This window comes from Streptomyces niveiscabiei (genome assembly GCF_033794345.1).
In the GTDB taxonomy this organism is placed as follows: Bacteria; Actinomycetota; Actinomycetes; order Streptomycetales; family Streptomycetaceae; genus Streptomyces; species Streptomyces niveiscabiei.
Window position 1 is genome coordinate 300,209 of the sequence record NZ_JARAYJ010000001.1, and the last position, 25,964, is coordinate 326,172.

The 25,964-nt window shown below is 73.2% G+C and carries 31 protein-coding genes; 24 read left to right on the top strand and 7 right to left on the bottom strand.

Annotated features, from left to right (window positions below; genetic code table 11):
- The first annotated feature begins 500 nt into the window (after positions 1-500).
- Positions 501-1,616, top strand: a complete 1,116-nt coding sequence (locus PV682_RS01270; RefSeq protein WP_319723031.1) for a sensor histidine kinase — start codon at positions 501-503, stop codon at positions 1,614-1,616.
- Positions 1,617-1,657: 41 nt separating this feature from the next.
- The gene (locus PV682_RS01275) at positions 1,658-2,272 is read left to right on the top strand and encodes a response regulator transcription factor (protein ID WP_055723864.1); all 615 of its coding nucleotides are present in this window, start codon (positions 1,658-1,660) and stop codon (positions 2,270-2,272) included.
- A 27-nt stretch (positions 2,273-2,299) separates the two neighbouring features.
- Here PV682_RS01275 and PV682_RS01280 read toward each other — a convergent pair whose 3' ends face one another.
- The 4 genes from PV682_RS01280 to PV682_RS01295 form a co-directional block, all read right to left on the bottom strand.
- Positions 2,300-3,559: an acyltransferase domain-containing protein gene (locus PV682_RS01280; RefSeq protein ID WP_319723035.1), complete on the bottom strand. Its 1,260-nt coding sequence runs from the start codon at positions 3,557-3,559 to the stop codon at positions 2,300-2,302.
- 24 nt (positions 3,560-3,583) lie between these two features.
- Positions 3,584-5,323: a fatty acyl-AMP ligase gene (locus PV682_RS01285; RefSeq protein ID WP_319723037.1), complete on the bottom strand. Its 1,740-nt coding sequence runs from the start codon at positions 5,321-5,323 to the stop codon at positions 3,584-3,586.
- 74 nt (positions 5,324-5,397) lie between these two features.
- Positions 5,398-5,610 carry an acyl-CoA carboxylase epsilon subunit gene (locus PV682_RS01290; RefSeq protein ID WP_107104111.1) on the bottom strand — a complete coding sequence of 71 codons (213 nt, stop codon included), beginning with the start codon at positions 5,608-5,610 and terminating at the stop codon, positions 5,398-5,400.
- Between the two features lie 102 nt (positions 5,611-5,712).
- Positions 5,713-6,396 carry an antibiotic biosynthesis monooxygenase gene (locus tag PV682_RS01295; protein WP_109361107.1) on the bottom strand — a complete coding sequence of 228 codons (684 nt, stop codon included), beginning with the start codon at positions 6,394-6,396 and terminating at the stop codon, positions 5,713-5,715.
- 216 nt (positions 6,397-6,612) lie between these two features.
- Here PV682_RS01295 and PV682_RS01300 point away from each other — a divergent pair, with 216 nt between their 5' ends.
- The 7 genes from PV682_RS01300 to PV682_RS01330 all read left to right on the top strand — a co-directional run bounded on the left by PV682_RS01300 (position 6,613) and on the right by PV682_RS01330 (position 10,715).
- Positions 6,613-6,798, top strand: a complete 186-nt coding sequence (locus tag PV682_RS01300) for a hypothetical protein (RefSeq protein ID WP_162650386.1) — start codon at positions 6,613-6,615, stop codon at positions 6,796-6,798.
- 366 nt (positions 6,799-7,164) lie between these two features.
- A complete protein-coding gene (locus PV682_RS01305; protein WP_319723045.1) occupies positions 7,165-7,938 on the top strand; it encodes a thioesterase II family protein in 774 nt (257 codons plus the stop codon).
- Between the two features lie 28 nt (positions 7,939-7,966).
- Entirely contained in the window at positions 7,967-8,788 is an 822-nt protein-coding gene (locus PV682_RS01310; RefSeq protein WP_055720676.1) for an AfsR/SARP family transcriptional regulator, read from the top strand.
- Between the two features lie 88 nt (positions 8,789-8,876).
- Positions 8,877-9,146, top strand: a complete 270-nt coding sequence (locus tag PV682_RS01315) for an acyl carrier protein (protein WP_055720675.1) — start codon at positions 8,877-8,879, stop codon at positions 9,144-9,146.
- Complete coding sequence (locus PV682_RS01320) at positions 9,143-9,877, top strand: SDR family NAD(P)-dependent oxidoreductase (RefSeq protein ID WP_319723052.1); 735 nt, start codon at positions 9,143-9,145, stop codon at positions 9,875-9,877. The genes PV682_RS01315 and PV682_RS01320 overlap by 4 nt, the downstream gene beginning before the upstream one ends.
- Complete coding sequence (locus tag PV682_RS01325; RefSeq protein WP_319723054.1) at positions 9,877-10,266, top strand: SchA/CurD-like domain-containing protein; 390 nt, start codon at positions 9,877-9,879, stop codon at positions 10,264-10,266. Before PV682_RS01320 ends, PV682_RS01325 begins: the two co-directional genes overlap by 1 nt.
- Positions 10,263-10,715, top strand: coding sequence for an anthrone oxygenase family protein (locus PV682_RS01330; protein WP_319723056.1), 453 nt, complete (start codon positions 10,263-10,265; stop codon positions 10,713-10,715). Before PV682_RS01325 ends, PV682_RS01330 begins: the two co-directional genes overlap by 4 nt.
- 58 nt (positions 10,716-10,773) lie before the next feature.
- Here PV682_RS01330 and PV682_RS01335 read toward each other — a convergent pair whose 3' ends face one another.
- On the bottom strand, positions 10,774-11,142 hold the full coding sequence (locus PV682_RS01335) for a SchA/CurD-like domain-containing protein (protein WP_319723057.1): 369 nt from the start codon (positions 11,140-11,142) through the stop codon (positions 10,774-10,776).
- Positions 11,143-11,307: 165 nt separating this feature from the next.
- Between PV682_RS01335 and PV682_RS01340 the strand changes: the two genes are divergently transcribed.
- The 15 genes from PV682_RS01340 (at position 11,308) to PV682_RS01410 (ending at position 23,153) form a co-directional block, all read left to right on the top strand.
- The gene (locus PV682_RS01340; protein WP_055720670.1) at positions 11,308-11,652 is read left to right on the top strand and encodes a TcmI family type II polyketide cyclase; all 345 of its coding nucleotides are present in this window, start codon (positions 11,308-11,310) and stop codon (positions 11,650-11,652) included.
- The gene (locus PV682_RS01345; RefSeq protein ID WP_319723060.1) at positions 11,649-12,083 is read left to right on the top strand and encodes a cupin domain-containing protein; all 435 of its coding nucleotides are present in this window, start codon (positions 11,649-11,651) and stop codon (positions 12,081-12,083) included. The genes PV682_RS01340 and PV682_RS01345 overlap by 4 nt, the downstream gene beginning before the upstream one ends.
- On the top strand, positions 12,080-13,369 hold the full coding sequence (locus PV682_RS01350; protein ID WP_319723063.1) for a beta-ketoacyl-[acyl-carrier-protein] synthase family protein: 1,290 nt from the start codon (positions 12,080-12,082) through the stop codon (positions 13,367-13,369). The genes PV682_RS01345 and PV682_RS01350 overlap by 4 nt, the downstream gene beginning before the upstream one ends.
- Entirely contained in the window at positions 13,366-14,583 is a 1,218-nt protein-coding gene (locus PV682_RS01355) for a ketosynthase chain-length factor (protein WP_319723065.1), read from the top strand. Before PV682_RS01350 ends, PV682_RS01355 begins: the two co-directional genes overlap by 4 nt.
- 19 nt (positions 14,584-14,602) lie before the next feature.
- The gene (locus PV682_RS01360; protein WP_319723066.1) at positions 14,603-15,061 is read left to right on the top strand and encodes an SRPBCC family protein; all 459 of its coding nucleotides are present in this window, start codon (positions 14,603-14,605) and stop codon (positions 15,059-15,061) included.
- The gene (locus tag PV682_RS01365; protein WP_319723068.1) at positions 15,055-15,516 is read left to right on the top strand and encodes a DUF1772 domain-containing protein; all 462 of its coding nucleotides are present in this window, start codon (positions 15,055-15,057) and stop codon (positions 15,514-15,516) included. Before PV682_RS01360 ends, PV682_RS01365 begins: the two co-directional genes overlap by 7 nt.
- A gap of 17 nt (positions 15,517-15,533) precedes the next feature.
- Complete coding sequence (locus PV682_RS01370) at positions 15,534-16,286, top strand: SDR family NAD(P)-dependent oxidoreductase (RefSeq protein ID WP_319723069.1); 753 nt, start codon at positions 15,534-15,536, stop codon at positions 16,284-16,286.
- Positions 16,286-16,603: an antibiotic biosynthesis monooxygenase family protein gene (locus PV682_RS01375; RefSeq protein WP_319723071.1), complete on the top strand. Its 318-nt coding sequence runs from the start codon at positions 16,286-16,288 to the stop codon at positions 16,601-16,603. Before PV682_RS01370 ends, PV682_RS01375 begins: the two co-directional genes overlap by 1 nt.
- On the top strand, positions 16,593-16,904 hold the full coding sequence (locus PV682_RS01380) for an antibiotic biosynthesis monooxygenase family protein (protein WP_319723073.1): 312 nt from the start codon (positions 16,593-16,595) through the stop codon (positions 16,902-16,904). Before PV682_RS01375 ends, PV682_RS01380 begins: the two co-directional genes overlap by 11 nt.
- A gap of 22 nt (positions 16,905-16,926) precedes the next feature.
- Complete coding sequence (locus PV682_RS01385; protein ID WP_319723075.1) at positions 16,927-17,790, top strand: NAD(P)-dependent oxidoreductase; 864 nt, start codon at positions 16,927-16,929, stop codon at positions 17,788-17,790.
- 179 nt (positions 17,791-17,969) lie between these two features.
- A complete protein-coding gene (locus PV682_RS01390) occupies positions 17,970-19,151 on the top strand; it encodes a nucleotide disphospho-sugar-binding domain-containing protein (RefSeq protein ID WP_319723077.1) in 1,182 nt (393 codons plus the stop codon).
- Complete coding sequence (gene asnB, locus PV682_RS01395) at positions 19,139-20,980, top strand: asparagine synthase (glutamine-hydrolyzing) (protein WP_319723079.1); 1,842 nt, start codon at positions 19,139-19,141, stop codon at positions 20,978-20,980. Before PV682_RS01390 ends, asnB begins: the two co-directional genes overlap by 13 nt.
- Positions 20,981-21,011: 31 nt before the next feature.
- A complete protein-coding gene (locus PV682_RS01400) occupies positions 21,012-21,680 on the top strand; it encodes a TenA family protein (protein WP_319723081.1) in 669 nt (222 codons plus the stop codon).
- A gap of 118 nt (positions 21,681-21,798) precedes the next feature.
- The gene (locus PV682_RS01405) at positions 21,799-22,950 is read left to right on the top strand and encodes a cytochrome P450 (protein WP_319723083.1); all 1,152 of its coding nucleotides are present in this window, start codon (positions 21,799-21,801) and stop codon (positions 22,948-22,950) included.
- 5 nt (positions 22,951-22,955) lie between these two features.
- On the top strand, positions 22,956-23,153 hold the full coding sequence (locus PV682_RS01410; protein WP_319723085.1) for a ferredoxin: 198 nt from the start codon (positions 22,956-22,958) through the stop codon (positions 23,151-23,153).
- A gap of 137 nt (positions 23,154-23,290) precedes the next feature.
- Here the strand turns inward: PV682_RS01410 and PV682_RS01415 are convergent, their stop codons facing one another.
- Together PV682_RS01415 and PV682_RS01420 are read right to left on the bottom strand one after the other, a co-directional pair.
- A complete protein-coding gene (locus PV682_RS01415) occupies positions 23,291-24,889 on the bottom strand; it encodes an FAD-dependent monooxygenase (protein WP_319723088.1) in 1,599 nt (532 codons plus the stop codon).
- Positions 24,890-24,918: 29 nt separating this feature from the next.
- On the bottom strand, positions 24,919-25,932 hold the full coding sequence (locus PV682_RS01420) for a methyltransferase (RefSeq protein ID WP_319723090.1): 1,014 nt from the start codon (positions 25,930-25,932) through the stop codon (positions 24,919-24,921).
- Positions 25,933-25,964 lie beyond the last annotated feature (32 nt).

Below are 25,964 nucleotides of genomic sequence, written 5' to 3' on the forward strand. Positions count from 1 at the left end.
TGAGCGCAATCATGAAAAGTTCATGCCCGGCCCATGACGTACGCGGCTCCCGAATCCGGCCCTCACGGCTCAAACTCTCTCCCCGCGGACATGCCGGGTTCCGGTTCGGCCGCTCGGGCCGCGGCCCGCGATCCGGTTCATGGAAACGTCGGGAATCAGCCGCCCCGGGCATTGCGCACGGGAGAGTCCGTGCGCCCCGTACGGCTCGTTCTTTCCGCCCGCGTACTCGGTGGTGACTGCCCGAACCGGGCGCGCGGGTTCGCGCAAGCAATACCTGTTCGGCCAGCCTCTCCAGGGCCAGGACAACGTATATTTCGAACAGTTCAAGCGGTCTTGGGAGGAGGCACCGCATGGCCGACCCGTTTCGCCGTACGGATACCGGCGGCCCGCACGGCGACGGCCGTGGGGGGCCCGGTACCGGTCAGGGAGGGTCGGCTGCCTTAACCGGAACCAGGTGGCGCGGTCCGGGCGGGGACGTCCCGCCGACGCGGGTGTCGCGGATGATCGCCGTCGCCGTGATGTGCGGCTACTCGGCGGTCCTCGTGCTCAACGTCCTGTGGGACGACCCCGGTCCGGCGCGACTCGTCCTGTGCGTGGCCTGTGTGACGGCCCTGTTCTGCGTGCAGCTCCTGCTCCTGTCGCCCCGTGCCCGCCACCGGCCCCTCCACCACAGGGTGCTGACGCTCGCCGTCCAGGCCGCCCTGGCCTTCGTGCCGTTCCTGTGGTTCGGCGTCTCCTGGGCCCCCGCCGCCGGGGTCCTGGGCGCCTCGCTGCTGCTCCTGCTGCCCCGCCCCCTGGCGTGGGCCCTGTTCGCGCTGGTGGCCGCCGGGACCGGCGGGTACGCCGCACTGCTCGGCCTGCCGCTGGGGGCCCAGGTCTACGCACCGCTGACCACGGTGCTCACGGGCCTGGTGCTGCACGGTCTGACGCTGCTGACGGACCTGGTGCGCGAGGTGCACACGGCCCGCGCCGAGCTGGCCCGGACGGCGGTGGCCCAGGAGCGGCGCCGGATCTCCCGGGACGTGCACGACCTGCTGGGCTACAGCCTCTCCGCGATCACCCTGAAGTGCGAGCTGATCCACCGGCTGGTGCCGGCGCAGCCGGGGCGGGCGCTGGACGAGGTGGAGTCGGTCCTCGCGGTGTCCCGGCAGGCCGTCGCGGACGCGCGGCTGGTGGCCAGCGGTTACCGGGAGATGTCGCTGGCGGCGGAGGCCGAGTCGGCGGCGGAGGTCTTGGCCGCGGCCGACATCCGCACCACCGTCGACATCGCCTGCGGCCGGCTGCACCCGGCGGTGGACACGGTCCTCGCGACGACGCTGCGCGAGGGCGTCACCAACATCCTGCGGCACAGCACGGCCCGTACGTGCGACATCAGGGCGGTCCGCGACGGGGAGACCGTACGGCTCGTCCTGGTGAACGACGGGGTGCTCGCCAAGGGCCGCTCCGGCGGCCCGCGCGGCTGCGGCCTGGACAACCTCCGCACCCGCGTCGACGAGGTCGGCGGCCGGCTGACGGCCATGGTGCGCGACGACGGCCGGTTCCGCCTCGTGGCCAAAGTACCCGTCCGACCGGTCACCCCCATGGCAGCGACCACTGCCGTGCGGGAGAGCGCGTAGCCGTCACCGCTCACGCGGACACGCTTGATCAGGGGGAGTCAATGCTGTCGGTGAAGATCCTGCTCGCCGAGGACGTCCACATGGTCCGGGGAGCGCTGGTCGCCCTGCTGGAACTGGAGCCCGATCTCCAGGTCGTCGCCTCCGTGGACCGCGGCGACCTGATCGTGGAGACCGCTCTGCGCACCCGCCCGGACGTGGCCGTCGTCGACATCGACCTGCCCGGCACGGACGGGATCACCGCCGCCGCCGAGCTGTACGAGCGGCTGCCGACGTGCCGGGTGCTGATCCTCACCAGCCTCGGCCGGCCCGGCATGGTGCGCCGGGCGCTGACCGCGCACGTCTGCGGGTTCCTCCTGAAGGACGCGCCGCCCTACCGGCTGGCCCACTCGGTGCGGGCGGTGGCCGCGGGCAAGCGGGTCGTGGACCCGGGGCTCGCGCTGTCCGCCTGGGAGGCGGTGGAGTCGCCGCTGTCGCCGCGCGAGGCGGAGGTGCTGCGGCTCGCCGCGCGGGGAGCGGACACCGGGGAGATCGCCGAGGCCCTGTACCTGACCAAGGGGACGGTCCGGAACTATCTGACGGCGATCGTGGCGAAGCTGAACGCGCGCAACCGGATCGACGCGATCCGCATCGCCCGGGAGGCCGACTGGATTCCGTGAGCGGCGCCGGCTTCCCGAGGGCCGGTCTCATACGTCCTCCGCCAGCGGTCCCGCGTCCAGCGCCGACAGCACCCCCGCCAGATCCACCGCGTCGCTCTCCGGGCTCTGGCACACCGCGAGGCACCGGGGCCCGTCCGCGCCGCCGATCCTGCGCAGCAGCGGTGTGAGGACCGCCCGGGGCCCGACCTCGACGACGTGCGTGGGCGCGTGCCGGTCCAGCATCCGGCGTACGGCTTCCGCGAAGCGCACGGGTGAGGTGATCTGGCGGGCCCAGTAGGCGGCGCCGAGGGGTTCGGCGAGCTGGCGGCCGTAGACCGTCGAGTAGAACGGGACGCGCGGGCGGGTGCCGGGGGCGCGGCGGGCCGCGGCCTGGAAGCCGGGGACGGCGTCCGCCATGAGCGGCGAGTGGAAGGCGTGCCCGACCGGCAGGAGGCGGCTGGAGATGCCGGCGTCCGCGAGGCGGGCGCGGGCGCGGGCGAGGCCCGCCAGGTCGCCGGTGAGGACGGTCGCGCGGGCCGCGTTGACCGCGCCGATGGACACGCCGGGCTCCCAGGCGGCGACCTCGGCGGCCTCGTAGGGGTCGGCGCAGGTCGCGAGCATGCCGCCGCCGCCCGTCAGGCGCTGCATGAACGCGCCGCGCAGCGCGACCAGCCGGGCCGCGTGACCCAGCGTCAGGGCCTCGGCGACCGTCGCCGCCGCGAACTCGCCGACGCCGTGCCCGAGGACGGCGACCGGGCGCACCCCGGCGTCCAGCAGGGTCCGGGCGAGCGCGTGCTCGACGGCGAACAGCGCCGGCTGGGACAGGGCGGTGCGGTCGATGCCGGGGTCGCGGCCGAGGATCAGCTCGGTGACCGAGCGGCCCAGGTAGGGCCAGAGGATCTCGTCGGCCCAGGTCAGGCTGGAGCGGTACGGGGTCGAGTGGCGGTACAGGCCCTCGGCCATGCCGGGGTGCTGGCTGCCCTGGCCGCTGAACACGAACACCGGGCGCACCGTCCGGCGGGCGGAGCGCGGCCCGTGGTCCCCGCGCGTCCCGCGTGCTCTGCGGACGGCGAGGTGGCGGGCCAGTTCCCGGACCGTCGGGTACATCCACATGTCCTCCGGGCCGATCAGGGAGCCGAACTCCGCCTCGATGTCGCCGTACAGGCTCAGCAGGGCCACCGAGTCGAGCCCGCACTCCACCAGCAGGGCGTCGCGGCCGACCTCGCGGCGCGCGTAGTCCGAGACCCGGTCCGTCAGCCAGCCGAGGAACTCCCGTTCGTGCCGCTCGCCGCTCAGTACGTGGATCACACCAGCCCCCTCCGTCGCCCTGGTTCATCCGGTCAGTGCGGCCGGCCCCACGACCAGATCGGTGTCGAGCCGCTGGTGCAGCGGGCGGATCCGGCCGCGCAGGAAGAGCTCGCGCATCGCGGACCGCTCCACTTTCCCGCTGGTGGTACGGCGTACGGTGCCGGGGCGCACCAGCAGGACGCCGCCGACGCGTACGTCGAACTCCTCGGTGAGGCAGCGCTCCACCTGGCCGGCGAGCGCGGCGAGGTCGAGATCGTAGCCGCTGCGGGCGCGCAACTCCTGGACGACGACGACGCGTTCGCGCTCGCCGGGGACGGCGAAGGCGGTGCCGGGGCCGAAGAGCGCGTTGACGTGCTGGACGGTGCGCTCGACGTCCTGCGGGTAGAGGTTGCGGCCGGCGACGACGATGACGTCCTTGAGGCGGCCGGTGACGTAGAGGTGGCCGTCGTCGAGGGTGCCGAGGTCGCCGGTGCGCAGGAAGCCGCCCTCGCCGTCGGCGGCGGCCGCGCCGAAGACGCGGGCCGTCTCGCCGAGGTCGCGCCAGTAGCCGCGGGCGACGCCGGGGCCGCGTACCCAGATCTCGCCGATGCGGCCGTCCGGGACGGGGGCGCGGGTCTCCGGGTCGACGATCCTGGTCTCGCAGCCGACGGCCGGGCCGCAGGACAGCAGGTTGCGGGCCGGACGCCCCGGTTCGGGCGCGCGCCACAGGTGCCGTTCCAGGGCCTCGGCGTCGACGGCGCGTTCGCGGCGCGGGAGGGTGCCGCCGGTGCCGGAGACGAGGAGGGTGGCCTCGGCGAGGCCGTAGCAGGCGGCGAAGGCCGCCTTGTCGAAGCCGGCCCGGGTGAAGCGGTCGGCGAAGTCGCGGAGGGTCTCCGGGCGGACGGGTTCGCCGCCGGACACGGCCGTGCGCCAGCCGGACAGGTCGAGACCCGTGAGCTGGTCGTCCGTGACGCGGCGCAGGCACAGGTCGTAGGCGAAGTCCGGGGCGCCGCTGACGGCGATCCGGTGCCGGCCGATGGCCTCAAGCCAGCGCACCGGGTGCCGTACGAAGGTCTCCGCCGGGAGCATCACCGAGGTGCCGCCGAGCCACAGCGGGTGCAGCAGCTGGCCGACCAGGCCCATGTCGTGGTGGAGCGGCAGCCAGCCGCCGATCCGGTCGCCGGGCCGGGTGTCCAGCGCTTGCTGGATCGCCTGCTGGTTGGCGAGGAGGTTCTCGTGGGTGATCACCACGCCGTGCGGCTGGCCCGTGGAGCCGGACGTGTACTGGAGGTAGGCGACCGTGTCCGGGGCCGTGGGCCGCGGCGTCCAGGGCGGGGCGGTCGGTACGGCGTCGGCGGGCAGGCAGGGCATGTTGCCGTACCCGCAGCGGGCCAGCAGGCGGGAGACCTCCGGGGCCAGTGCCGCGTCCGTGAGCGTCACGCGGGGCGCGGTGTCCTTGACGATGCCCGCGATGCGTTCCTCGTGGTGCGCGTGGCCGCCGCCGGGCGGGCAGGGTACGGCGATCGCTCCCGCGTACAGGCAGGCGAGGAAGCTGACCGCGAACTGGCGGCGGGAGTGGTGCAGCAGCAGGACGCGTTCACCGGCGGCGTCCTGGCTCTGGAGCCAGCCGGCCAGGCGTCGTACGGCGGCGTCCAGGCTTCGGTACGAGATCGACTTGGGGCGCCCTCTCTCCTCGTTGTCCGGCAGCAGGACCAGCGCGTCCCTTCCGGGCGCCTGCTCGGTCCTGGCCAGCATGAGTTCGGTGAAGTTCCGGTGGCAGGTCAACACGTCCCCCTAGCTTGCGCGCGTCCCCCCGTGCAGGGGCGCGACGATTCACAGAGCCGCCCGGAAGCGACGGCTCAGGGAGCCGACGGGAAGGTGGCTCGCTGGGCCGGCCAGAAGGCGGCGGCGCGGTGACGGAACCGCTCGCTGCCCCACTCGGCCCGCCGAGGCCCCGCTTCCGCCGCCGGTCCGCCCTCTCGCATCAGCACCAGCAACGCGGCGACCACCGCAGCCAACTCACCCTCGTCCGGCTGCCCCCGGACCACCTTGAGGAGCGGAATCTCGGACATGCGGACCACTGTGAGGCACCCCCCTCGAACCCCGGTCGCGCGCCGCCCGGGGAGAGGTGGAGCGGCATCCGCGTCACGCGGGCGGGGTGGGCGGGATCCGGGTCACGCGGGCGGGTGGGGGCCCGTCGCCTGGGCCCGTTCGACGGTGAGGCGGGTGGTGGTGGAGTGGAGGCGGTGGCGGCGGGCGGCGAAGTGGGGGCTGCTGAGGGCCTGGTCGCAGCGCTCGGCGGTGGTCCACCACAGGAGGCCCAGGTAGGCGCGGGGGTCCGTGGTGGAGCGCAGGAGGAGGACTCCGCCGAAGCCCGTGTCGTGCAGGAAGGGGCCCGCGAGGGCGCCGAAGTCGAGTTCGAAGCGGGCCGCCTCGCCGTCCAGGCGGGCCTCGATCAGGATCGCGTGGGCCTGGTCGGCGACCGTGAGCGCAGTGCCCAGCAGGCCCACCCCGACCGCCTGTCCTGGCTCGATCTCGGCGAGTCTGCCCAGCCGGTCGAGTTCCGCGCAGGACGCGCCCGCGTGGATCGCCCCGAGCAGTGTCCCGAACGACCGCCAGCAGCTGACGTGCAGGAAGCTGCCGGGCCGGTCGAGCGAACGGAGCGTCACCTGCCCCCGCATCCCCTGCTGCCCCTCCTGGTGCCGGGCGCTGCGCACCAGTTCCCGTTCGAGGCTCTCGGGGGTGCCCTCGCCGCTCACCTCGTAGCGCCGCAGCGCGGCGACGAGCCGGCCCGGATCGCACCCGGGTCCGGCCGGACGGGGTGCCGGGGTCTCCCCGTTCGCCGCGTCCCGCGCCACAGCGCACCGTCCTTTCGGGGCCTGAGGGGGTCGTCGGAGGGCTCGCCGCGGCGTGCGCTGCGCGGCCTGCGGATGACACCTGAGCAAGAAACGCTAGAGCCCGGCTAGAGCTCCCGCCACAATCGGCCTGCGCCCGGCTCCCGAGCCCCTTTCAAGACCCCGTCGAGCCGGCGTCCCCACGCTGCTCCCTCCGCACCCCACCAGGAGGGAAGCCCCATGCCCGCACCCGTCTCCCCCGCCCCGGGCAGGGCCCGGCGCCTGCTGGCCCCCGTCTGGCACGCGCTGGCGCTGTACGGCTGGTTCTGGCTCCCCGGGATACCTCCCGGGGACCTCTTCGACCCCCCGTACCCCCGTGACCCCACTCCACGAAACCACCCCGCCCCACCCCGGACAACCCCCTGAACGCTCCCGCCCCACGGCCGCGCGGGAACGGGCCGGCGGGAGGCGCCCGGCGGGGCCGCGGCGGCGGCGAAGCCGCGGAGGACGGCCCCGCCCCGGCCTTTCGCGCCCCCTGAATGCGCCCCGCGCGCGCCCGAGCGAATCGCGACAGCGAACGTGCGACCGTCCGCATCGGTGCGCTGGTGATCGTCCAGTCATCGTGTACCGGTGACCGAAACATGGTTGAGCTGGGAGTTTCAGCGCCCGGCCAGCGGGTGTGGCCCGCTCCCCGACCCCCGCTCCACCACCCGTTGAGCGCGTTTCCAGAGGACGCCGTGAGGCTCTGGGTCGTCTCGCCGGAAGGCATCGTGCGGAAGGGGGATCCGGAAGGTGCTGCGTTATCTTGCGACCCGGCCGAAAGCGGGTGAGGGCGGCGACGGCCCGGAGCGGAGGCTGCTGTGCTTCCACCACGCGGGAGCCGGCGCCATGACGTTCGCGGGCTGGCGGCAGCGGATCGGGACGGGCGTCACGGTCCTGCCCGTACGGCTGCCGGGCCGGGAGTCCCTCCTGAGGGAGCCCCCGTTCACGGACGCGGACCGGCTGATCGAGGAGCTGACGAAGGACCTCGGCCCGCTCCTCGACGTGCCGTACGCCTTCTACGGCCACAGCCTGGGCGCGCTGGTGGCCCACCGGCTCGCCCTGCACCTCGTCGCGGAGGGCCGCCGCCCTCCCGAGGTCGTCCTCGTCGGCGCCTGCCCGGCCCCGCACCTGCCGTCCCGCCTGCTGGAGGCGGCTGCGCGGCCGGGGGTGACCGACGAGCAACTGGTCGGCCTGCTGGCCGACGAGGACAGCGTGCCCGAGCTGCTGCTCGGGCGCCCCGAGTGGCTGCGGGCCACGCTCCCCACCCTGCGGGCGGACCTGCGGCTGGCCCGTGGCCTGCGCTCGGTCCGCGCCGAGCCGCTGCCGTGCCCCCTGTGGGCCTTCGCGGGCCGGGACGACCGGATGGTGGGGATACCGGAGGTCCGCGCGTGGGAACGGTGCACCACGTCCCGGTTCCGTTTCCGGACGATGCCGGGCGCGCACTTCTTCGTCCGCGGCCGTGAGTTGCCCCTTGCCGTCGGTGCGGCGCTGCACGCAGAGATGCCGCTGCCGCACGTCGGCTGACGTGTTCGTTGTGGAAGGAGATCCGCGGATGGACATCTGCGTACTCGGCCCGTTCAAAGCGACTCAGTCAGGTGTGTCGGTGACGCCGACCGCCGTCAAGCCCCGCAAAGTACTCGCCCTGCTGGCCCTCCAGGCCAACCAACTCGTGTCCGTGTCCTCGCTGGTCGAGGAGGTGTGGGGGGAGGCTCCGCCGCGCAGCGTGCAGACCACTCTCCAGACCTACATCCTGCAACTGCGCACCCTGATCTCGGCGGCCCTCGGCAAGGACTGCGCGGGGCTGCCCAACGGCGCGAAGAGCGTCCTGATCACCGAGCCCGGCGGCTATCTGCTCGACACCCAGGGCGGCCTGTTCGACATGCAGGAGTTCGAGGTGCTGGCCTCGGCCGGGCACCGCGCCCTGGAGCAGGGCGACTGGTCGGCGGCCTCCGCGCACCTGGGCCGGGCGCTCGCCCTGTGGAAGGGCCGGGCCCTGGTCGACGTCCAGCGCGGTCCGCTCCTGGACGTGGAGGCGACCCGCCTGGAGGAGTCCCGGATGAGCGTCCTGCACGGGCGGATCGAGGCGGACCTGAGGCTGGGCCGCCACCATGAGCTGATCGGCGAGCTGTCGGGGCTCGCCGCCCGCTATCCGCTGAACGAGGGCATCCACGGCCAGCTGATGGTCGCCCTGTACCGGGCGGGGCGCCGGGGAGACGCCCTGACGACGTACCGGCAGCTGCGCACGGCCCTCGGCCAGAACCTGGGCCTGGACCCGTCGCCCGGCATCGAGCACCTCCAGCGCGCGGTGCTCGGCTCGTCGCTGCTCGACCTGGAGGTCGGCATGCCGTCGGACCGCCTCGCGAAGGTCGGCTGACACCGGCCGGGTCCGCCTCTCCCCACCCGGATCTTCCCCGTCCCCGAAGAATCCCCGAACCCACCGACTCGTGGAAGGAAGTACGCCGATGAGCGAGATCACCCTGGCCGAGCTGAGCGAGCTGCTGCTCGAATGCGTGGGAGCGCCCGAGGAGGGCACGAGCCTCGACAGCGAGGAGGCCCTGGACACGCCGTTCCTGGACTTCGGCTACGACTCGCTGGCCCTGCTCCAGGTGACCGGCCTGATCACCCGCCGGCACGGCATCGTGCTGTCGGACGACGCCGTGATGGAGGCGGAGACGCCCCGCCTGCTGCTGAACATGATCAAGGAGGCGCCCGGCGCCGGAGCGGTCCGGTGACCGGCTTCGCCGGCACCCGGGTCGTGGTCACGGGCGGCACCCGTGGCATCGGCCGCGCCGTCACCCTGGCCTTCGCGGCGGCCGGCGCCCGCCTGGTCGTCGTCCACCGCACCGACGGGGAGCCGGTGCGCACGCTCGACGCTGAGCTGACCGGCATGAAGGCCGAGCACACCTTCGTGCGGGCCGACCTGACCACCGGCGAGGGCGCCCGGCGGCTCGCGGACACCGTCCGCGAACGGTTCGGCGGCGTCGACGTCCTCGTCAACAACGTCGGCGTGGACGGCCACGCCAAGTTCGAGGACCTCGCCGAGGACGAGTGGCACCGCGTGATGAACCACAACGCGACCTCCGCGTACCTCGTCACCCACGCCCTGGCCGGTCTGCTGCCGGACGGCGCGTCGGTGGTCAACGTCGGCGCGTCCGTGGCGCTGCGCGGCCGGCCGCTCGGCGTGCACTACAGCGCCTCGAAGGCGGCCCTGGTCGGTTTCACCAGGGCGCTGGCGAAGGAGCTCGGCGGCCGGGGCGTGCGCGTCAACACGGTCGCCCCGGGCGTCACGGAGACCGAACCCGGCGCGGGTCTGCCGCCCGCGCTGGCCGGCCGGCTCGCCTCGATGACCGCGCTCGGCCGCCTGGGACGTCCCGAGGACGTCGCCGGTGCGGTCCTCTATCTCGCCGGGGCGTCCGCCTCGTACGTCACCGGCGTCACTCTCGACGTAGACGGAGGTATCTGATGCCGTACGCAGCCATCACCTACCGGGTGAAACCCGGGCACGACGAGGAGATCGCCGCGATCTTCGCCGGGTTCCAGCGGGTCGACACCCCGGACTTCACGGACGCCGAGCGGAAGGCGGCCGGGCGGCTGCTGGGGACGGCCGTGTTCCTCAAGGACGACGTCCTGGTCCGGGTCATCCACTACGAGGGCGACTTCTCCGCCGTCGCCCGGCACATGGCCGCGCAGAAGGGGGTGCACGTCCTGGAGGAGAAGCTCGCGCCGTACCTCGCCGAGCAGCGCGAGACGGCGTCCGACCAGGGGTTCGCGGCGTACTTCCGCGACGCGACCATGCGGACGGTGTCCCAGCTGACCATCGACACCCACCCCGCGGCGTCCCCGGCGTCATGACGGGCCTGCTCGGCGTCGTCGCGCTGCTCGGCGGCGGGATCACGGCGGGCGTGCTGTTCGCCGTCGCGCTGAGCGTCGTCCCCGCGCTGTTCGCGATGGAGACGGGGACGTACGTGTACGCCCACCGTCTCCTGGGCCGGAACTGGGATCCCACGATGCCGGTGATCGTGCTGGGCAGCGCGCTGGCGAACGGGGCCCTGGCGGTGCTGGCGTCCGGCGCGGCCAGCGCCCTGTTCACCGTGGCCGTCGTCCTGCTGCTGGGCGTCTCGGCCGTCTCCCACCTGTGCAACGTCCCCATCAACCGCCGGGTCAAGGCCGTCGCCGACCCGGCCGACCTCCCCGCGGACTGGCAGGACCCGCGCCCCCTGTGGCGCCGCTGGCACCTCCTGCGCACCGCCCTCGCGGTCCTGGCCCTCGCCGTCACGGCGACGGCGGTGACCGCCCTGTAGACGAACGCCGTGCGCCCTGTCCCGGTCGGCGGGACAGAGCGCACGGCGTTCTTCGCCTTCACGCGTCGCGTACGGAGATCTCCGCGACCGTCGTCAGCAGGCTGCGCCGGAACGTCGCCACGAACCCCTCCGGCGTGTCCGTGTCCCGGGGCCGGGTCAGGTAGGGCTTCAGCTTGCGCTCGACCTCCCGGACGCCGGGCTGCGAGGCCATGTGCCGGGCCACCGCGTCGAGGTCGCCGGTGTACTCGATGACCCGCACGAGGGTGTCGTCGCGCAGGAAGACGGCCGTCGCCAGGATCGTGCCGGCCTCGCGGCCCTCGGTGTCGGTGACGCTGCTGCCGCGTACCCGCCTGAAGTTGCCGAAGATCTCGGTGAGTTCCTTCTCGCAGCCGGGCTTGATGTCGTAGGTGATCGCCGCGAACGGCATGGGACGCCTCCTTCGGTCGGGCCCCCACCGCACCCGAGCCGCCTCGCGCCCCGCTCGAAGCGCCCTGCACCCCCGGAATGGACGGTGTTTCGAGCCGCTCTCCAGACCCCGGTGCGACGGTCCGGACCGACCTGATGCCGGACGCCGTTTCCCTGGAGGTACGCCGTGCACCGCACTCTGATCGTCGCCCGACTGAAGCCGGACAAGCCGGGAAACACCGACGACATCGCCGGGATCTTCGCCGACTCCGACGCCACGGACCTGCCGGGCATGATCGGCGTCTCCCGGCGCACCCTGTTCCGTTTCCACGGGCTGTACTTCCACCTCGTCGAGGCCGACGAGGACATCTCCCCCAACCTCTACCGGGCCCGCAGCCACCCCCTCTACGACGACATCAACACGCGGCTCGCGCAGTGCGTGGAGCCGTACGACCCGGACTGGAAGGAACCGAAGGACGCGATGGCCGAGCCCTTCTACGTCTGGACGAAGGACGGGGGGCGGATCCAGTGACCACGTCCATCACCCGCACCGTGAAGGTCTCCGTCGACGAGGCCGTGCCCAACACCCGCCGGGGCGGCGACATCCGGGTCACCCTCAGCCCGAAGACGGTCGGCTGCACGTCCGGCTTCGGCGGCACGATGACGCTGGCCCCCGGCGACCACGTCACCGAGCACTACCACCCGTACTCGGAGGAGTTCCTCCACGTCATCGAGGGCGAGCTGCGGATGGCGATGGACGGCGAGCAGATCGACCTCGCCCCCGGCGACTCGCTGCTCGTTCCGATCGGGGTGCGCCACCGCCTGGTGAACACCGGCGACACGACCGCGAAGTGCGCCTTCCACCTCTCCCCGCTGGCCCCGCGCCCGGAGCTGGGCCACGTGGACACCGAGCCGGCCCAGCATCCCGAGCAGGCGAACCCGTCCGTGGGCGGTACGCCGTGAGCCGACGGGCCGTCATCACGGGCGTCGGCGCGGTCGTCCCCGGCGGGGTGGGCCGCGAGGCGTTCTGGGAGCTGCTCTCCGAGGGCCGTACCGCGACCCGCAGGATCAGCCTCTTCGACCCGGCACCCTTCCGCTCCCAGGTCGCCGCCGAGGTCGACTTCGACCCGGCCGCGGCGGGGCTCGGCGCCCAGCAGATCCGCCGCATGGACCGGGCCGCGCAGTTCGCGGTGGTCTCCGCGCGGGAGGCCGTCGCGGACAGCGGCATCGACCTCGCGGCGCTGGCGCCGGAGCGCCTGACGGTGAGCATCGGCAGCGCGGTCGGCTGCACGATGGGCCTGGAGGAGGAGTACGTCGTGCTCAGCGACCGGGGCCGCAAGTGGCTCGTCGACCACGAGTACGGCGTCCCCCACCTGTACGGCTACATGGTGCCGAGCACCCTGGCCGCCGAGGTCGCCTGGGAGGTGGGCGCCGAGGGGCCGGTCGCGCTGATCTCGACGGGCTGCACCTCGGGCCTGGACTCCATCGCGCACGCCGCGCAGCTGATCGAGGAGGGCTCGGCGGACGTCGCCATCGCGGGCGCCACCGACGCCCCCCTCTCGCCGATCACCTCGGCGTGCTTCGACGCGATCAAGGCGACCACCCCGAACAACAGCGACCCGGCGCACGCCTCGCGCCCCTTCGACCGGGACCGCGACGGGTTCGTCCTCGCGGAGGGCTCGGCGGTCCTGGTCCTGGAGGAGCGGGAGGCCGCCGAGGCGCGGGGGGCCCGGATCTACGGCGAGATCGTCGGCTTCGCGGGCCGCAGCAACGGCTACCACATGACCGGCCTCAAACCGGACGGCCGCGAGATGGCCGAGGCGATCCGCGTCTCCCTGGACCAGGCGAAACTCGACCCGACGGCGGTCGACTACATCAACGCCCACGGCTCGGGCACGAAACAGAACGACCGCCACGAGACGGCCGCCTTCAAGCGCAGCCTGGGCGCGCACGCCTACGACATCCCGGTCAGCTCCATCAAGTCGATGGTGGGCCACTCGCTGGGCGCGATCGGCTCGATCGAGGTCGCGGCCTGCGCGCTGGCCCTCCAGCGCCAGGTGGTCCCGCCCACGGCGAACCTGCACCACTCGGACCCCCAGTGCGACCTGGACTACGTCCCGCTCACGGCCCGCGACCACCCCCTGGACGTGGTCCTGAGCGTCGGCAGCGGCTTCGGCGGCTTCCAGACGGCGATGCTGCTGGCCCGCCCGGGCACAGCGGCAGCGGCGGCGGGAAGGGGCGGGGCATGAGGGGGGCGCCGGTCATCACCGGCCTCGGCGTCACCGCCCCCACCGGTATCGGCGTCGAGGCGCACTGGGCCGCCGTGCTCGCCGGGAAGTCGGCGATCGGGCGGATCGAGCGGTTCGACGCGGCCGGGTACCCGGTACGGCTGGCCGGTGAGGTGCCGGGGTTCGACGCGGAGAGCGCCGTACGGCCCCGGCGGCTCATCTCTCAGACCGACCACTGGACGCACCTCGCGCTCGCCGCCGCCGAGGAGGCGCTCGCGGACGCCGAGGTCGATCTGGCGGCGCTGCCCGAGTTCGAGATGGCCGTCGTCACCTCGTCCTCGTCGGGCGGGACGGAGTTCGGGCAGCGGGAGATGACGGCGCTGTACCAGCACGAGCCGTCGTGGGTGGGCGCCTACCAGTCGATCGCGTGGTTCTACGCGGCGACGACGGGCCAGCTCTCCATCCGGCACCAGATGCGCGGCCCCTGCGGGGTGCTGGCCTGCGAGCAGGCGGGCGGCCTCGACGCGGTCGCGCAGGCGAAGCGGCTGACCGGCAAGGGCGCGCGGCTGGTGCTGACCGGCGGCACGGACGCGTCCCTGTGCCCGTACGGCCTGACGGCCCAGCTGTCCACCGGCAAGCTCTCCACCTCGCAGGACCCGGCGACCGCGTACGCCCCCTTCGACGCCGAGGCCCGTGGCTACGTCCCCGGCGAGGGCGGCGCGATCCTGGTGCTGGAGAGCGCGGAGTCGGCCGGCGCGCGCGGGGCGGGCCCCGGCTACGGCCGGGTCCTCGGCCACGCCGCCGGCTTCGACCCGCCGCCGGAGACGGGCAGGCCCCGGGTGCTGCGCCGGGTGATCCGGCAGGCCCTGGACGACGCCCGGCTGACCCCGGCCGACGTCGACGTGGTGTTCGCGGACGCCGCCGGGGTCCCGGAGGACGACCGCGCCGAGGCGGAGGCCCTGGCGTCCCTGTTCGGCGCGTCGGGCGTACCGGTGACCGCGCCGAAGACCCTCACCGGGCGGCTGTACGGCGGCGGGGCCCCGCTGGACGTGGCGACGGCGCTGCTCGCCCTGCGCGACGGCGTGGTCCCCCCGACCGCCGGGACCCGGCGCCCGGCCCCCGGCCTGGGGATCGACCTGGTCACCGACGGCCCCCGGCAGCTCCCCCTGCGGCACGCGCTGGTGCTGGCGCGCGGCCACGGGGGATTCACCTCGGCCCTGGTCCTGGGCCGCTAAACACGTAAGGAGCACGGCGATGGCCGGACACACCGACAACCACATCGTCATCGACGCACCGATGGACCTGGTGTGGCGGATGACCGACGACGTCCCCAACTGGCCCGACCTGTTCAGCGAGTACGCGAAGGCGGAGATCCTGGAGCGCGACGGCGACACCGTCCTGTTCCGGCTCACGATGCACCCGGACGAGGACGGCAACGTCTGGTCGTGGGTCTCGCGCCGCACCAGCGACCCGAAGACCCGGACCGTGCACGCCGAGCGCGTGGAGACGGGCCCGTTCGACTTCATGAAGATCTACTGGGAGTACACGCAGGAGCCCGGCGGCGGGGTGCGGATGCGCTGGGTGCAGGACTTCCACATGAAGCCGCAGGCCCCGGCGACGGACGAGCAGATGACCGAGCACCTGAACCGCAACACGAAGGTGCAGATGGAGCTGATCAAGGAGAAGGTCGAGGCCGCGGGGCGGTCGTGCTGACGCTCCTGGTCCCCCTGGTCGTGCTGCTCAACGGCCTCGCGGCGGGCGTCCTGTTCGGCACACAGCTCGGCGGGTTCCCCTACCTGGCCTCGCTGCCCGCCGACCGGTACGTGCAGGCGCACGCGTTCTTCGGGACCCGCTACGACCCGGCGATGCCGCTGTGCCTGGTCGGCACGCTCGCGGGCGACACGGCGCTGGCGTTCCTCGCGCCGGAGCCGCTCGCGCGGGCCGCGTTCGCGGTGGCCGCCGTGCTCGCCGCGGCGACCTCCGTCATCTCGGTCGCGAAGAACGTGCCGGTCAACCGGTGGATGCGCACGCTCGACCCGGACGACCTGCCCGCCGACTTCGCGGACCGCGACCCCCGCGCCGACTGGGGCGCCTGGAACCGCAGGCGCAGCCTCCTCACGATCGCCGCCCTGTTCCTCAACTGCGCCGGTCTCGGCGTCCTGTTGTAACCCTCTCGGGAGAAACCATGGATCTCGCGCTCAACGGCAAGAAGGCCCTCGTCACCGGCGGCACGCGCGGTGTCGGCCGGGGCATCGTCCTCGCGCTGGCCCGCGCCGGCGTCGACGTCATCACCTGCTACCGCACCGACAGCGACCACGTCGCCTCCCTGGAGGCCGAGCTGAAGGAGACCGGCGGCGACCACCACGTCCTGCGCGCCGACCTGGCCCAGCCGGCCGAGATCGCCGCCCTGCTGGAGCAGGTGAGGGAGCGGTACGGCCGCCTCGACCTGGTCGTCAACAACGCGGGCACGATCAGCCATGTCCCGTACAAGGAGCTGCCGTTGGAGGAGTGGCAGCGCATCCTGAACACCAACGTGACCGGCGCCCACCTGGTGATCCAGCACGCGCTGCCGCTGCTCGCCGAGGGCTCCTCGGTCGTCAGCATCGGCTCCCGCTCGATCGACGCGGGCATCCCGCTGCGCGCCCACTACACGATGACGAAGGCGGCGCTGGTCGGTCTGAACCGCTCGCTGGCCAAGGAGTTCGGCCCGCAGGGCATCCGCTTCAACGTCCTCGCGCTCGGCGTCATCGAGACGGAGAACTTCCACGCGATGCCCGAGGAGCAGCGCACGCTCATGACCCAGCGCTACAGCGCGAAGACCGCGCTCGGCCGCCTCGGCACGCCGGACGAGGTCGCGGGCGCGGTCCTGTGGCTGGCCAGCGACCTGTCCCGGTACGTCACGGGCAACGTGATCGGCGTCGACGGGGGGATCTCCTGATGTTCCGGGTGATGCTGCGCATGGAGATCGAGCCGGGCAAGGAGGCCGACTTCGAACGCGCCTGGCACGAGGGCACGGACGCGGTCACCGGCCATCCCGCCAACCTCGGCCAGTCGCTGTCCCGCTCGACCGCCGAGGACAGCACGTACTACATCGTCAGCGACTGGCTCGACGAGCCGAGGTTCCGCGCCTTCGAGGACAGCCCCGAGCACCTGAGGCACCGGGCGACCCTCCACCCGTACCGCAAGGGCGGCTCCTTCCACACGATGGAGCTGGTCACGCACCTGTCCGGAAAGGCGTCGGGCGGTGCCGGCTGAGGTCCGGGTGCTGGTGTACCAGGCCGCGTACGACGAGCAGCAGCTCGCGGAGGTCCGCGCGGCCTACCACCTGGTGAGCGAGCGCCTCGCGAAGGTCCCCGGGATGCTCGGCAACGAACTGCTGCGCAGCCCGGCCGACCCCACCGCGCTGGCCGTCGTGAGCCGCTGGGAGTCCATGGCGGCCTTCGCGAAGTGGGAGCAGGGCGCCGAGCACCGCGACGACACGGCCCCACTGCGCCCGTTCCGCGACACCCGGACGTCGTCGCCGTTCGCGGTGTACGAGGTCGACGCCGCGTACTAGCCACGAAGGAGAGGTGACGGTCATGAACCATCCTCAGCTCGCGTTCATCGGCCTCGGCAACATGGGCGGCGGGATGGCGCACCGGCTGCTGGAGCGGGGCCACCGGCTCACGGTGTTCAACCGGACCGCCGCGAAGGCCGAGGCGCTGGTGGCGGGCGGCGCGGTCCTCGCGGGGTCCCCGGAGGGCGCCGCCGAGGGGCACCGGGTCGTCCTGCTGAGCCTCAGTGACGAACGGGCCGTGGACGAGGTGCTGTTCGGCCGGGTCGTGCCCGTCCTGGAGCCGGGGGCGCTGGTCGTCGACACGTCGACGGTGTCCCCCGGGTACGCCCGGGACGCGGCGGAGCGGCTCGCCGCGAAGGGGCTGCGCCGGGTCGAGGCGTGCGTGGTGGGGAACCCGCTGCAAGCCCGCGAAGGCGCGCTGCGCGTGTACGTCTCCGGCGCCGAGGAGGACTTCGCGGAGGTCCGCCCGGTCCTGGACGCGCTCGGCTCCCAGGTCCTGCACCTGGGCCCGCCGGGGACGGCGACCAGCATGAAGCTGGTCCTGAACCTCCTGCTGGGCGCGCAGGTCGCGTCGATGGCGGAGGCGGTCGCGTACGGCGTCGCCTCGGGCCTGGACCGGGATCAGCTCGTCACGTCGATCGCGGAGAGCGGGTTCAGCTCCGTGGTGATGAAGTTCCGGGCGGCGCTGATGAAGGGCGGCCGGTACGAACCGGCCTTCTTCCGCGCCGATCTGATGGCCAAGGACGTCCGGATCGCCACGGAGGCGGCCCACGCGTCGGGCCTGGCCGTGCCGGTCCTGGACACGGTCCTGGAGCGGTTCTCGGCGGTCGTGGCGGCCGGGGACGGGGCGAAGGACGCGGCGGTGATCGTCGAGCACCAGGCGTGAGGACCGGCCGACGCCCTCTCCCGGAGTTTCCGGGGGAGGGCGTTCGGCTGCCCGCGCCCGGCTCTCCCGTATCGAGCCGATCCCGAGCGGATGCCTAGCCCCGTGGCCCACCGTCGGTTGCGCATCGGAGCCCCGGGGCTGCCGGGGCCCTCGACGTCACGAAGGGGCTGACGGATTCCATGCGCGTACTGTTCACGACCTGGGCGTGGCCTTCCCACCTGTACGCCCTGGTCCCGCTGGCCTCGGCGTTCCGGGCGGCGGGCCACGAGGTGCTGATCGCGAGCCAGCCGGAGCTGGAGCGGGAGATCGAGCGGACCGGCCTGCCTGCGGCGGTGGTCGGCGACGACGTGGACGCGGTCGGGATGGTCCGCGGCTACGTCCTCAGGTCCTCGGCCGGCGACTTCGGCGGCCCGCAGGCCCCCCGCGAGGGCAAGGGCCCCCGCGCCCTGCGGATGTTCTCGGCGCACGCCGAGTCGATGACGGACGGCCTGGTGGAGCTGGCCCGCGACTGGCGGGCGGACGCGATCGTGTACGAGCCGACCGCGCTGGCCGGCCCGATCGCGGCGGCGGCACTGGACATCCCGGCGATCCGGGTGCTGTTCGGCACCGACCTGATGCTGCGGGCCCGCGCCCTGCTCCCCGAGGTCCTCGCGCCGCTCCTGGAGCGGCACGGCGTCACCGGCTTCGACCCGCTGGGCACGGTCACCGTCGACCCGTGCCCGGACACCTTCCAGGTCCCCACCGACTATCCGCGCCTCCCGGTCCGGCACGTCCCCTACAACGGTGTCGGCGTCTCCCCGGGCCCGCTGCCGGCGCCCGCGCCGGGCGTCCGGCGGGTGGTGGTGACGTGGGGGCACACCATGGCGAAGCTCAGCCCGGGCCTGTTCCTCGCCGGGGACGTCGCGGCGGCGCTGTGCGCGGAGGGCACCGAGGTCGTGCTCGCCGTGTCGGCGTCCCAACGCGCGCTGCTGGACCCGGGGTTGGAGTCGCGGGCGCGGATCGTGACGGACGTACCGCTGCACACCCTGATGCCGGGCGCCGACCTGGTCGTGGCGCACGGCGGGGCGGGGACCGTCCTGACCTCGCTGCGGGCCGGGGTCCCGCTGCTCCTCGTACCGCAGCTGCCGGACCACACCGGGCACGCGGGGCGGGTGTTCGCCGCCGGGGCCGGTGAGGTGCTGTCGCGGGACGAGGCGACGGCGCGCCGGCTGCGCGAGGAGGCGGGCCGGCTGCTGGACCCGGAGGCGGGGGCCGCCGTACGGGAGGCGGCGCGGGCGCTGCGGGCGGGGATGCTGGAGCGGCCCTCGCCCGCCGACATCGTGAACGAACTGCGGACGAAGGTGATCACGTGTGCGGCATAGCGGGCTGGATCGACTTCCGGCGTGACCTGACCGAGGAGGGCGCGACCGTCCGGACGATGGTCGCGGCCATCGCCAACCGGGGCCCCGACGACGAGGCCGTGTGGACCGACCGGCGCGCGGCGCTCGGGCACCGCAGGCTCTCGGTGATCGACCTGGAGCGCTCCACCCAGCCGATGGTGGCCGAGGCGGACGGGCGCACGCTCGCGGTCGTCGTGCACAACGGCGAGATCTACAACTTCCGTGCGCTGCGCCGGGAGCTGGAGGCGCGGGGGCACCGGTTCCGGACGGCCGGTGACACCGAGGTCGTGCTGCGGGCGTACCTGGAGTGGGGCGAGCGGTGCGCCGAGCACCTGGACGGCATGTTCGCGTTCGCCGTGTGGGACCCGGGCCGGGAGCGGCTGCTGCTGGCCCGCGACCGGCTCGGCATCAAGCCGCTGTTCTACGCCAGGACTCCCCAGGGCGTCCTGTTCGGCTCGGAGCCCAAGGCGCTGTTCGCGCACCCGGCGCTGGAGTGCGCGGTCGACGCGGAGGGGTTCGCGGAGCTGCTGGCGTACATCGCGACGCCGGGGCACGCGATCTACCGGGGGGTGCGCGAACTCCCCGCCGGACACACGGCCGTCGTCACCCACGCCGGGGTCGCCGAGTCGGCGTACTGGACACTCCCCCACCGCGCCCACACCGACGACGCGGCCACCACGATCGACACGGTGCGCGGTCTGCTCGCGGAGTCCGTCGAGGCGCACCTCGTCTCCGACGTGCCGCTGTGCACGCTGCTGTCGGGCGGTGTCGACTCCAGCGCGATCGTGGCCCTCGCGGCCCGCGCCGGGGGCCGGCCGCGGACGTTCGCCGTGGACTTCGAGGGGCACACCGAGCGCTTCCGGAAGGACTTCTGGCACGAGGACCCGGACGCCCCGTACGCCGCCGAGGTCGCCCGGCACGTCGGCACCGACCACGAGCCGGTGGTGCTGCGGACCGCCGACCTCGTCGACCCGGTCGTCGACGCGGCGGCGCTCCTCTCGCAGGACCTGCCGCGCCCGATCCCCGACATGGACCGCTCGCTGTACCTGCTGCTGCGGGCCGTGCGCCGCCGCTCGACCGTGGCCCTGATGGGCGAGGCGGCCGACGAACTCTTCGGCGGCTACCGGTCGTTCCAGGACCCGTCGCTGGTCGACACCGGCAACTTCCCCTGGGTGACGATGGGGTTGAAGGTCGCGCCGCACGGGATGAGCACGGGCCTGCTCGACCCCGGGCTGCTGAAGAAGATCGACGTTCCCGGGCACGCCGCCCAGCGGTACGCCGAGGCGGTCGCCGAAGTCCCGCGCGTGGCGGGCGAGTCGGAGCTCGAACACCGGATGCGGCGGGTCAGCCACGTCCACCTGACGCGCTGGATGCCGCTGCTGCTGACCCGCGACGACCGGCTCAGCATGGCCGTCGGGCTCGAACTGCGCGTGCCGTACTGCGACCACCGGCTCGTCGAGTACGTCTACAACATCCCGTGGGAGATGAAGACCGCCGACGGGCGGGAGAAGAGCGTCCTGCGGTCCGCCGTCGCCGACCTGCTGCCCGCGTCGGTCACCGAGCGCCGCAAGAGCCCGTTCCCGATCACTCAGGACCCGGGCTACGGGCGGGTGTTGAAGGAACGGTTCGACGCCGTCGTGGGCGACCCCTCCGGGCCCGTCGCTTCACTGCTCGACCGGGAGGCGTGTGCCCGGCTGGCCGCGCAGGACCGGCCCATCGAGGTCAGCGGGTGGGGCGAGCGGCGTGACGTGGAGATGGTCCTCCAGCTCGACACCTGGCTGCGCCGGCAGCGGGTGCGCCTCGATCTCTGACCCGTCCACCGCACCGAAGAAGGAGGATGCCGTGCTGAGCAAGGAACTCCAGGAGCTGGCCGAGCCCGTGCTCGCCAAGGTCAAGGAGCACCCGTTCTGGGCGGGACTGCGGGACGGCTCGCTGCCGCCCGAGTCCCTCGCCCACTTCGTCGAGCAGGACACCGGCCATCTGCTGCCCGCCTACGCGCGGGCGCTGGCCCGCACCGCCGCCGCGACCCGCTGGGACGAGCACGCCGCGCTGCTCGCCCGCTCGGTCACCGGGACCCTGGAGGCCCGCGACCGGCTGCGCACCTCGTACGCCGAGCTCGCGCCCCGGCTCCAGGCGCCGCCCGCCGACGGGAAGCCCGAGGTGTCGGCGGCGACCCACGCCCACTGCACGTTCCTGCACGCGGCGACCGCGTCCACGGTCGCCGCGGGGATGGGGGCGCTGCTGCCGATGGTCTGGTTCAACCACCGGATCTCCGACGACCTGCTGGAGCGCCACACGCCGGGCTCCCGGTACGCCGAGTGGATCCAGGCGTACCACCCCGGCGAGGGGTACCGGTTCGCCGTCCGGGCCTTCATGACCGCCTACGACGAGCTCGGCGAGCGCATGGCCGTGCCGGGCCGCGCCGAGCTCCTGGAGTACTTCGCGACGAGCGTCCGCTTCGAGTGGGCGTTCGCCGAGGCCGCCTGGTCCAGGTCGGGGTGGCCGCTGTGAATCCGACGACCGTTTCGACGACCGCTGTGAAGGGATCGATGTGACCGCCGACGTGAGCCCCGAAGTGTGCCCCCACGCCTCCACCCCGCCGAGGTACCCGTTCGCCTGGGAACCCCCCATGCAGATGCCCGAGGCCCTCAAGGACGTCCACGGCTCCTCCGCGATGGAGGTGACCCTCCCCAGCGGGGACACGGCGACCCTCGTCACCCGCTACCAGGACGTGCGCGCCCTCTTCGCCGACAAGCGGCTGTCGCGGAACATCGCGCGGCCCGACTGCGCGCGGATCTCCAAGGACAACGACCTGTTCATGGACCCGCACATCGACCCCGACCCGCCGAAGCACACGCAGGTCAGGTCGCTGGTCACCAAGGCGTTCACCGCGCGCCGGATCGAGTCGCTGCGGCCGTACGTCCAGGAGGTCGCCGACGAACTCCTCGACGAGATGGCCGCGGGCCCCCAGCCCGCCGAGCTGAACGAGGCGTTCGCCTTCCCGCTGCCCATCAAGGTCATCTGCAAGCTGCTCGGCGTCCCGGCCGAGGACCGGGACCAGTTCCGGGGGTACGTCGACGGCTTCCTCGCCGTCACGAAGCTGCCCCCGGAGGAGATCGGCAGGGCCCGGCAGAACCTGTGGAAGTACCTGGGCGACCTCATCGAGGCGAAGCGCGCCAACCCCGCCGACGACCTCATCAGCGAGTTCATCCGCGTCCGCGACGAGGACGACAACCGGATGAACGAGCACGAGCTCCACTTCTGGTGCCAGGGCCTCCTCATCGCCGGCTACGTCACCACCGCGAGCCAGATCGGCACGGGTACGGCCGTCCTGCTCAACCGCCCCGACCTGGTCCGCGAGATCCAGGCGGACTGGTCCCTGGTCCCCTCCGCGGTCGAGGAACTCCTCCGCACGCAGATCATGGGCTCGTCGGTCGGCACGATGCGGTACGCGATCGAGGACATCCCGCTCTCCGACGGCAGCGTGATCAAGAAGGGCACCAGCGTCCTCCTCTCCGAAGAGGGCGCCAACTGCGACGCGGAGGTCTTCGAGAACCCCTTCGAGCTGAACATCCGCCGCGAGGAGAACCACCACATGACCTTCGGCGCCGGCATCCACTACTGCGTGGGCGCGGCGCTGGCCCGCATGGAACTCCAGATCGCCACGGAGAGCCTCCTGCGCCGCTTCCCCGGCATCCGCCTCGCCAAGCCCGCCGCCGAACTCCCCCGCGCCCTGGGCGGCTTCATGGAGGGCTTCACCGAGATCCCCGTGGCCTGGTGACCCGGATGCGCGTAGTAGCCACCCCGTCCACCTGCGCGGTGAGCAGCCTCTGCGTCTACCGCCTCCCCACCGTCTTCGACCAGGACGAGGAGGGCCTGGTCCTCGTCCTGGACGCGGACCCTTCCCCGGACCTGTACGAGGAGGTCCACCGGGCGGTCCGCGCCTGCCCGACGAACTCGATCAGGGTCGTCGAGGACAACTGACCGCACAACGCCCCGGCCCGGGAACCGACACCAGGTTCCCGGGCCGAGCCGTACGCGCGCACTCACCCGGTCCCCGGCTCCACACGAGAACGCCGGACCAGCTGGATGTCAGCTGGTCCGGCGTTCCGCGTGAAGGGTCAGGCCCGGCCCAGGAGTCGCTGGACCGCGTCCGTGAGGGCCTCCTCCGGCTTCTCCCCGGCGGAGTCCGCCCGCCACGAGACGAACCCGTCGGCGCGGACGAGGACGGCCCCGTCGGAGCCGATGCCGTGGCGGGACGGGAACGTGCCGGAGGGGTCGGTGAGGCCGGCCGTGCCGAGGCGGTGGACCGTCAGGGAGACCCCCAGGGACTCCGCCACCGCGGAGGCCGCCGCCTCCCACGCACCGCCCCCCGCCCCGGTGACGAGCGTCGGACCGGAGCCGTAGAGGTCGAGGGAGGAGAGGGAAGCCCCGTCCCGCTCCAGGGGAACGTGCGGCGCCCGCGTACCCGGTTCACCGGAGAGGAGGCGGGGAAGGACCGGCGGCCCCTCGGAGTACCGGTACCCGAACACCGTCGTGCTGTAGCTGTCCGCGGGACTGAGCCCCCCGTCCTCACCCCCCTCGGCCCCCGTACGGTCCTGCATCATCGCCATGGTCTGCTGAAGCGTCATCCAGGCGACGGGCTGCCGCTCGGCCTGGTACGTGTCGAGCAGCCCGTCCCCCGCGCTCCCGTCGAGCACGGCGACCAGCTTCCACGCGAGGTTGTGCGCGTCCTGGATGGCGAGGCTGGCCCCGAACCCCCCGGTGGGCGGCACGAGATGGGCGGCGTCCCCGACGAGGAACACCCGCCCCCGCCGGTACTCGCGCGCGACCTGCGCCCCGATGACGAAGCTGAGCCACTTCGCGCCCCCGGCGGGCAGCTGGGGAACGATCCGCACGGCGAGCCCGTCCACCCCGATCGCGGCCCGGACGAGCCCGATGGCCTGCTCCTCGGTGACCGTCTCCAGCGTGGTGTCCGCGGGCATCGGCGTCGCGAAGATCCACCGCTTGTCCCCGTCGTGCGCGAACAGGATCGTGGACGGCGCCGGCTCGTCGAGGTAGCAGACCCCGACGGGCCTGCCCCGGGCGGCCTCGCTGAGATCCGCCTCGAACAGCACGGACACGGTGGTGGCGAACTCGCCGGGCCCGTCGAGCTGGATGCCCAGCTCGGTGCGGACGGGACTGCGCCCCCCGTCCGCGGCGATCAGGTACTGCGCGCGGACGGTCCGTTCACTCCCGCTGTCCCGGTCCCGCAGCACGGCGGTGACCCCGGAGTCGTCCTGCTCGAAGGAGACCAGCTCGGTGGAGAAGGCGAGCTCGGCGCCGAGTTCGACGGCGTGCGCGCGCAGCACGTGCTCCAGCCGGTCCTGGTCGATCGGCGCCCACTCGCAGGGGCTGACCTCCCCGGACGGGTCGGGACTGTCGGTCGGCCCCGCGAAGTGCTCCTCGGCGGCCAGCGTCCGCGCCCGGATCATCTGGAGCTTGCTGAAGTCCGTGGCGAGGCTGGCCTCGTCCCAGATCCGGGACTCCAGGCCCGCCTGCCGGTAGACCTCGACGGTGCGGGGGTTGATGCCCCGCGAGCGGGGGTGGCTCAGGGTGTCGGGGTGCCGTTCGACGACGAGGGTGCTGACCCCGTGCCGGGCGAGGAAGGCGGCGGTCGACAGGCCGGTGACCGCGCCCCCGACGACCAGCACCTGTACCTCGGTAGGCGCCGTGCTCATGGACGAACTCCTCTCTGCGGGCGGGGGGTTCAGGACTTCTTGCGGCACACGACGAGCGTGTCGTACTCGCTGAGCGGGGAGACCTCGACGTCAGCGAAGCCGACCTCGCGGGCGACGGCGACGGCCTCGGAGATCGGGTACTCCTCACCGCCGTCGGTGACGAGGAGCATGTCGAGGCTGATGACGAGGTTCTCGATGTGCGTGGACTCGTCCTCCAGCATCCGGTCGTAGATCAGCAGCGTCCCGCCGGGGTTGACGGCGTCGTACGCCTTCGCGATGAGGGCGGCGCGCTGGGACTTGTCCCAGTCGTGCAGGACGTGGCCGAGGATCACGACGTCGGCGGTGGGCAGCGGGTCGGTGAAGAAGCTTCCGCCGTGGAAGGTGACCCGTTCGGTGAGCCCGTCCTGGGCGACCCGCTCGTCGAAGAGCGGCTCCATGGCGGGCAGGTCGAAGACGTGTCCGGTGAGGTGGGGGTGGTGCTTGGTGATGATGGAGCACAGGTTGCCCCGCGCGCCGCCGACGTCGAGCACGGAGGCGTGCGCCGACCAGTCGTACTTCTGCGCCAGTTCGGGCCCCACGACGTGGGTGAGCGCGTCCATCATCCCGACGAACTGCCGCAGGATGTGCGGGTTCCTGGTGACGGCGTCGAAGTCGCTGCCGGACTGCTGCTGCCCGGTCCGCAGTCCCTCGGCGAGCCGCCCCCACGCCGGGTAGAGGTTCCGGTTGGACCGCTCCAGGAACCCTCCGACGTACGTCTTCTCGCCCTGCACGAGGTAGGTGTCGGCCCCCTGGGAGTTGCGGTACTTCCCCCCACTCCTCTCCAGCAGCCCCAGCGCGGTGAGCAGGCTCAGGAAGTCCCCGAGCCCCCGCCCGTGCAGTTCCAGGGCCCCCTTGATCTCCTCCTCACTGGCCTCCCCCTTCTCATGCAGCACCGTGAACAACCGCAGCTCGACAGCGGTGAGCAACGCCTTGGCGTCACAGAACATGTTCCCCAGCCGGATGATCCCGGCGGGAGTACTGACGTCCGGAGTGGTGTGCGTCATGCTCGTGCGCTCCTTCCAGCAGCCGCGGCGAC